Origin of the sequence: Bacillus sp. JJ1764 (assembly GCF_036962145.1) — a bacterium.
Lineage (GTDB): Bacteria > Bacillota > Bacilli > Bacillales > Cytobacillaceae > Neobacillus.
This window is the reverse complement of sequence record NZ_JBALNY010000188.1, coordinates 2751-9898: the sequence shown is the minus strand read 5'-3', so window position 1 is coordinate 9898 and position 7148 is coordinate 2751. Positions and strand designations below refer to the sequence as shown.

The 7148-nt window shown below is 37.8% G+C and carries 10 protein-coding genes; 5 read left to right on the top strand and 5 right to left on the bottom strand.

Annotated features, from left to right (window positions below):
* Window positions 1–206: 206 nt before the first annotated feature.
* A complete protein-coding gene (locus V7083_RS20930; RefSeq protein WP_335481587.1) occupies window positions 207–905 on the top strand; it encodes a Crp/Fnr family transcriptional regulator in 699 nt (232 codons plus the stop codon).
* Between the two features lie 39 nt (window positions 906–944).
* Here V7083_RS20930 and V7083_RS20925 read toward each other — a convergent pair whose 3' ends face one another.
* From V7083_RS20925 to V7083_RS20915, 3 genes are all read right to left on the bottom strand, one after another.
* A complete protein-coding gene (locus tag V7083_RS20925; RefSeq protein ID WP_335481584.1) occupies window positions 945–2066 on the bottom strand; it encodes a TIGR04053 family radical SAM/SPASM domain-containing protein in 1122 nt (373 codons plus the stop codon).
* Window positions 2067–2639: 573 nt separating this feature from the next.
* Window positions 2640–2978: a DsrE family protein gene (locus V7083_RS20920; protein WP_335481581.1), complete on the bottom strand. Its 339-nt coding sequence runs from the start codon at window positions 2976–2978 to the stop codon at window positions 2640–2642.
* A gap of 1 nt (window position 2979) precedes the next feature.
* Entirely contained in the window at window positions 2980–3288 is a 309-nt protein-coding gene (locus tag V7083_RS20915) for a metal-sulfur cluster assembly factor (protein WP_335481578.1), read from the bottom strand.
* Between the two features lie 352 nt (window positions 3289–3640).
* Between V7083_RS20915 and V7083_RS20910 the strand changes: the two genes are divergently transcribed.
* The 3 genes from V7083_RS20910 (at window position 3641) to V7083_RS20900 (ending at window position 4910) form a co-directional block, all read left to right on the top strand.
* Window positions 3641–4456, top strand: a complete 816-nt coding sequence (locus V7083_RS20910) for a Cof-type HAD-IIB family hydrolase (protein WP_335481575.1) — start codon at window positions 3641–3643, stop codon at window positions 4454–4456.
* Between the two features lie 112 nt (window positions 4457–4568).
* Window positions 4569–4721, top strand: coding sequence for a hypothetical protein (locus V7083_RS20905; RefSeq protein ID WP_335481572.1), 153 nt, complete (start codon window positions 4569–4571; stop codon window positions 4719–4721).
* 3 nt (window positions 4722–4724) lie between these two features.
* Window positions 4725–4910, top strand: coding sequence for a DUF3813 domain-containing protein (locus V7083_RS20900; protein ID WP_335481569.1), 186 nt, complete (start codon window positions 4725–4727; stop codon window positions 4908–4910).
* 47 nt (window positions 4911–4957) lie between these two features.
* Here the strand turns inward: V7083_RS20900 and V7083_RS20895 are convergent, their stop codons facing one another.
* Window positions 4958–5311: a Gmad2 immunoglobulin-like domain-containing protein gene (locus V7083_RS20895; RefSeq protein WP_335481565.1), complete on the bottom strand. Its 354-nt coding sequence runs from the start codon at window positions 5309–5311 to the stop codon at window positions 4958–4960.
* 16 nt (window positions 5312–5327) lie between these two features.
* Window positions 5328–6170: a YitT family protein gene (locus V7083_RS20890; RefSeq protein WP_335481562.1), complete on the bottom strand. Its 843-nt coding sequence runs from the start codon at window positions 6168–6170 to the stop codon at window positions 5328–5330.
* Between the two features lie 107 nt (window positions 6171–6277).
* Between V7083_RS20890 and V7083_RS20885 the strand changes: the two genes are divergently transcribed.
* A complete protein-coding gene (locus V7083_RS20885; RefSeq protein WP_335481559.1) occupies window positions 6278–7135 on the top strand; it encodes a DegV family protein in 858 nt (285 codons plus the stop codon).
* The last annotated feature ends 13 nt before the right edge of the window (window positions 7136–7148 follow it).

Sequence of the window (7148 nt, the reverse complement as noted above, 5' to 3'; positions counted from 1 at the left end):
ATTATATTTAATCCCATTGACTCTTCTTTCATTTTTAAGGCACAATAGACTACTTACCACGTAGCTTTGTTATAACTTTCAAATAGTTTTCACTATATTGTCATTGTTTACATCATTTTTAGATGCTTTCCTAGGATAAAATGTTACTAAATAGATTATTGAATATAAAAAATATCCATTTCTATAATGGTATGAGGTGATTTTGTTTGACAACTACCATAAAACCTACTCATTCGATTGAAATAAAAGAAATACTTAAATTTGCAGACCGCAGATTTAAAAGCGAACGGGGCAGATTTTTATTTCAAGAAGGAATGATTGCGGATGAATTATATGTTATTATTTCTGGCAAAATTCAAATCAGCAAGATTACGTCAGATGGCCGTGAGCTTTCGTTAAGAATTTGTGGAAAAAATGATATTTGTGGCGAACTAACGCTATTTACGGATAGTCCAAAATATTTATTAAGTGCGCGGGTCCTTGAAGAAGGTGAGATTGCCGCAATTAAAAAAGATGTGATTGAAAGTGAAATCTTCCAGAACAGTAAGCTTGCATTTGAATTTATGAAATGGATGAGTGATCATTTCCGTAAAACCCAAACAAAGTTCCGTGATCTAGTTTTGAATGGTAAACGCGGTGCCCTTTTCTCAACTTTAATTCGGATGTCCAATAGTTACGGTGTTCCGAAGGGTGATGAGATATTAATTGATCTGCCACTAACGAATCAAGAATTGGCTAACTTCTGTGGTACCTCACGCGAAAGTACCAACCGGATTTTAAGTGATTTAAAGAAAGACAAAATTATTTCGATTAAAAAAGGGAAAATATCTATTTTAAATCTCCAATATCTAAAAGATGAGATTGGCTGTGAAAATTGCTCAGCCGTCTATTGTAATATTGAATAGCAAGGGAAGCAGCTCCTCCAGGACCGCTGCTTCCTTTTTTTATGAATGTTTTTCTCTCAGTGCCTTTGGAATATAAACACAGAATGGTTCACTTTCCAAATAGTCGCCAGTCATCGCATATGCTCTTGATCTCGAACCACCACATACATAACGGAATTCACATACACCACATTTTCCTTTAAAACCATCTGGATTTCTTAATGATTGGAAGATAGGCGATTCGCGGTAAATTTCAGCCAATGGGGTTTCACGAACATTCCCGGCTTTTACTGGTAACAAGCCACTTGGATAAACATCGCCAATATGAGAAATGAATACAAAACCATTTCCATCATTTACCCCTTTTGGAGCCCTTCCTAATCCATCGATAGAACCAGTTAATCCTTTTTCGGTCAGAGCTGATAAGTAATTGATTTCATCTGTTTGTGCTTTTGCTTCGCGCATTTTTTGCTGAATCACCACGCGACGATAATGCATAGCTTCGGTTGTTTTAATATCAAACGGCACTTTTTTACTGAGGTCATATAACCAGCGCAACACTTTCTCATGTTCAACTGGAGAAATCATATCAGTTACCTGTCCTCTTCCAGTTGGAACAAGGAAAAAGACACTCCAAAGAACACAGTTTAGTTCCTCAACCAATTTAGCCATTTCCTCTAAATGGTCGTAATTATATCTTGAAACGACCGTATTGATTTGAATCGGCATTTCCAGTTCATGTAAGTACTTAATCCGTTCCATTGTCAGATCAAATGAACCGGACGTTCCACGGAAATGATCATGAATTTCGGCAGTGGGCCCATCCAAGCTAAATGCCCAGCGAGAAAGACCTACTTCTTTTGCTTTACGCATGGCCTCGATTGTAACATTTGGGGTAGCACTTGGTGTCATCGAAACGCGCACACCTTTTTGAACGGCATATTTCGCAATTTCAAACACATCTTCCCGCATCAACGGGTCGCCACCTGTAAAAACAAGCAAAGGATTATTCATATCATATATTTGATCAATTAAGTTTTTTCCCTCTTCAAAAGAAAGTTCACGGGGATCTCTTGTATATTGAGCATCAGCGCGGCAATGCAGACATTTTAATTGACATGCACGAGTTAGTTCCCAAATCACGATAAACGGATCTTTATTAAAATCCCGATTAAAATTCATTCTGAAACTCCTCCTAAAATTTAGGCTATTTCAACTTAAAAGCCTCGATTACTTTGTATTATAAACAGCTTAAAAGGTGAAAAAAGTGAACTACCTCACAATGTGCCTGTTAGATATGTACGTTTTGTGAATGGAAATAGAGAATAAAAAAGGCAGGAGAGCACTGAAACAGGGGGAATTTTGTAATGCCTCTAAAAAAACAGTTCAATCCTTTAATTCAAATCACTTACAGGGTTGATGAAAACCAATTTTCCTGTGGACTAACCTCGTTCCGTCTTTCATCCCCCGATGAAAGACAGTTTTCTTACTGACCAGTTGAGTTTTGTCCCTCATCACCACGATGAAGAACAGTTTTCTATATGACCTGCCGTTTTTTGTCCTTCATCACCACGATGAAGAACAGTTTTATTACTGACCAGCCGTGTTTTGTCCTTCATCACCACGATGAAGAACAGTTTTCTTGCTGACCAGCCGTGTTTTGTCCTTTATCACCACGATAATGAACAAATAAAAAAACGCATTAGAATTCTTTTGAGAACTCTGATGCGTTTATCCTTTAAGGGTAAAAATGTTTTAAGAAATAGTCAAAACCTCATATTTACTTGCCAATTCGATAAAGTAGTCCATGCCACTAATCTTGCCAACTGTTAATTTTTCAGTTACCGCAAAATGATCAGCGCATGTTTTGCATGCTAAAATCTTGACTCCCTTATCCTCCATTTCTTTTAAATGGACAGAGACTAATGACTCCTCAGTCATTGTTAGGACTCCACTGTTCATACAAAACACAGCAACAGGAAGTTCTTCTTTTTGTTTTAAAATGGTAAAAAACGTTTCGAGGATGCTTTCCCCAAGGGCTTCATCCCCTCTGCCAAGCTGATGGGAACTTACTAAAATGACTTTATTTTTCATCTTAACGAATTCCTAACGCGATTTTTGCGTAACGCGACATCATGTCTTTGTTCCATGGTGGATTCCAAACGATATTGACTTCAGTATCTTTAATTTCAGGAATATCTGCAATAGCTCGCTTAACTTGATCAACAATGGTTCCTGCAAGTGGACATCCCATCGCAGTTAATGTCATCGTGACTGTTACGATTCCATCATCATCCATTTCAACATTATAAACTAAACCTAAATTAACTATGTCAACCCCAAGTTCAGGGTCAATTACAAGCTCTAATGCACCCATAATATTTTCTTTTAACTCTTCGTTCACTTTTGCTTCACTCCTCTAACTTTTTGCTGTATTTATTATAACAAAACAAATTGATAAAACCATTTCTGAGAGCTTGAACTGCTTTTTTCTAAAAGGCTCAGTTAAACTTGTATGTTGGTTTCTGCTCCAATCCACTGGGTACAAAACTCATCAGAGTTGTTTAACGTAAGTATCAAATAAAACAGCTGTACTCCTTATTCCTTAGTATAGTAAAATAAAGAATCTTTAGGTGTGAATTTTTTTACATGCTCTATATAAATTGTTAACATAGTATTTATAATTTAATTACAGTTTGATTCATAAATTACTTTTGTAAGCTGATCAAGAAAATCCGATTTGAGAAGGGGTTCATATGGCAGAAAAACATTTAATTGCACTGGATTTAGACGGAACTTTACTAAAGGATGATAAAACAATCTCTTCAAAAACGAAACATGTAATAAAAGAGGCAAGAGAAGCCGGCCACATCGTGATGATTGCCACTGGAAGACCATACCGTTCTAGTGAAATGTATTATAAAGAACTTGAATTGGATACGCCAATCGTAAATTTTAACGGGGCCTTTACACATCATCCGCGTAATCCTGGCTGGGGATTTTATCACGAACCATTGGATATTAAAGTGGCGAAGGATATTGTTGAGGCTTGCAGAAGCTTTCAATTTCACAATATTATTGCAGAAGTAATGGATGATGTGTATTTTCACTATCATGATCAGAAATTATTGGATATTTTTAGCTTTGGCAATCCAAGAGTGACAACAGGTGATTTAAGCAATTTTTTAACAGACTCCCCTACAAGCATGCTGATTCATACAGAAGAAGAACAGCTCAAAAAAATCCGTAATCATTTAGCCGAGGTCCATGCGGAAGTGATTGAGCAACGTAGCTGGGCTGCTCCCTGGCATGTAATTGAGATTATTAAAGTAGGATTGAATAAAGCAGTTGGTTTGAAAAAAGCAGCAGATTATTTTGGGATCCCACAGGAAAGAATAATTGCCTTTGGTGATGAGGATAATGACTTGGAAATGCTTGACTTTGCTGGTTATGGTGTTGCGATGGGGAATGGAATCGATGAGGTAAAATCGATTGCCAAAGATGTAACAGTTACCAATGAAGAGGATGGCGTTGCTAAATATTTGGCAGATTTGTTAAAACTAAAATATTAAGGTCTTATCACCATTGTTTACCTAAATGAACCTCTTTCAAATAGAGCATACTACATATGAGGCAGCCAAGCTGTTTCAATATGAGCTTTTTAAGCATATTGGAGGGATTCGAATGGGTAGATCAAACAAATCAAAACGCTTTGTCCAGCAAGGAAAAGATTCTGTAACCAAGCATGCAGAACGAATTCCTTATCACATGACCTACGCTGAAGCAGAAGCTCAGAAGATGGCCAATGTACAGGATTCCTCGCTTGGAGGAATATAACAAATGGGCAACCAATTATTCCATGAAGCACGTAGATTTGTTGAGATGGCGAAATCAGCCAGCCCTGCAGACCGCGATTCGACCGTCGCCAAAGCAAAGAATGCTTTAAGCTCTGCTTATGCGAACTCGACCCTCGCGGAACAAAGACAGCTCCAAGAAATGCAACAAGAGCTTGATCAGATTACTTAATGTAAAAGGAAACGGAAGTGCCAAGACGAGGTGCTTCCGTTTCTGTTTTAAAACCTTTCCAGCAGCATCGGAAAAGAATTTTGTATTTCTCCACTCTTGTCCTTCTCATACAAATGTAAAATCAACGATCCATTACCAGGCAACTTTTCCCTTGGAATTTGGATTTTCAGACTAAACTGGCGCCATTTCTCCTCTTTTCCTTTTAGCAAAACCCTTTCCTCTTTCACTAATTCATTATGTCCATCCTCAACCGTGTAAAAAAACTCTTTGGATGCTGGGTTTAATTCCCCTGTTATCTGATAATTCCCTGTAGTTCCTGTTACCTTAACTAACCTAAACACAGTGGAATCCTCAGTCAAAATGGGGATAAACAATAAGATGATGGCTAGAATTGATTTCATATGCTCTCCTTCTTGGTCAGTCTTTGCGGAAAAAGCCGTATACACCCGTTGTTTGGACGACATTTGTAAAGGCGTTCGGGTCTACTTCTTTGATAATTCGTTCTAAGTCAAAGAGTTCATAACGGGTAATGACAATCATGAGCATGTCTCTAGTTTCATTGGAGAACGCTCCTTTAGCGGGAATCATGGTGATTCCTCTTACAAGTTTGGAGTGAACAGCATTCTTTACCTCTTCAGCTTTTTTTGTAATGATAAAAGCGGTTAGCTTTGCATGTCTTGTATGGATCGTATCAATAACTCTTGTAGAGGCATATAAAAATACCAAGGTATAGAGCGCTTTTTCCCAGCCATATAAAAATCCAGCTGCCAGAACAATAAAGCCATTTAAAATGAGCATATAAGGCCCAATCGGTTTATCTTTCATTCTCGAAAGAACCATAGCTATAATATCAAGTCCGCCTGTGGAAGCACCCCATTTTAAGGTTATGCCCACCCCGACAGCGATAATGACTCCGCCAAAGACCGAATTCAATAAAATGTCATGCGACACCTGTTTTACCGGAATCAAATCTAAAAATAACGAAGACAGAACAACACTGATAAAGCTGTAAATGGTAAAGGATCTTCCTACCTTTTTCCATCCAAGTATGGCGACCGGAATATTTAACAATAACAGCAACACCCCCATCGATAGATGGATCGGAGTAAATTCATGTAACACTCTGGTCAACAATTGTGCAATTCCGGTAAACCCGCTGGAATACACATTTGCTGGAATCAGAAATAAATTCATACCTAGGGCATTCAATAATGCCCCAATGATCACAACGAAAATTTTTTTTGTTTCCAGCCAAACCAATGGAAAACCCCCTTATTTTTTCTATAGTATAGAAAGGTAATTGTATTTTTTGCTTGAAACCTATAAACTTAATGTGATTAGGAATATTTTGAAAGCAGGTGAGCTTCATGCCGGTAAAAATACTCGCTGACAGCGCATGCGATTTACCAAAAAGTTTTTATGAAGAACATAACGTTACATTACTTCCTTTGCAGGTTCAGATAGACAACCAACAATATGAAGATGTAAAAAACATTGATCCCCAAAAAGTATATGAGGCAATCCGCAGCGGAATAATTCCAAAAACATCACAAACCTCACCATTACTTTTTGAGCAAGTCTTTACAAAGATGGCGGAAAACAAGGAAACAGGAATATACATAGCCTTTTCTTCGGAATTATCTGGAACATATTCAACCGCTGTTATGATTTTTGACCAAGTCAAGGAAAAATATCCAGATTTTGATTTAATGATTATTGATACCAAGTGTGCATCGCTTGGATTTGGCTTGATTGTCATGGAAGCACAAAGACTTGCAGCCGCAAATAGATCAAAAGAAGACATTATAAAAGATGTACTATTTAGAAGTCAGCACATGGAGCACCTGTTTACCGTTGAAGATTTGGATTATTTGGCAAAGGGTGGCCGTGTTTCAAAGGCATCCGCTTTTCTCGGAGGGCTTTTAAATATTAAACCAATCTTAAATGTCGAAGATGGCAAACTCGTTCCGATTGAAAAATTGCGTGGCAAGAAAAAAGTGATGCGACGCTTGATTGAGCTAATGAAGGAGCGCGGCAGCCATTTAGAGAGTCAAATCATCGGAATCAGTCATGCTGATAACCTAGAAACTGCGCTGGAAGTGAAGGCGATGATTGAAGAAGAATTCCATCCTAAAGAAGTTTATATCTCCTCTATCGGTTCAGCTATTGGAGCTCATACGGGGGCTGGGACAATCTCGATCTTCTTTTTAAATCAATTACCATAAATAAAAAGTGGGG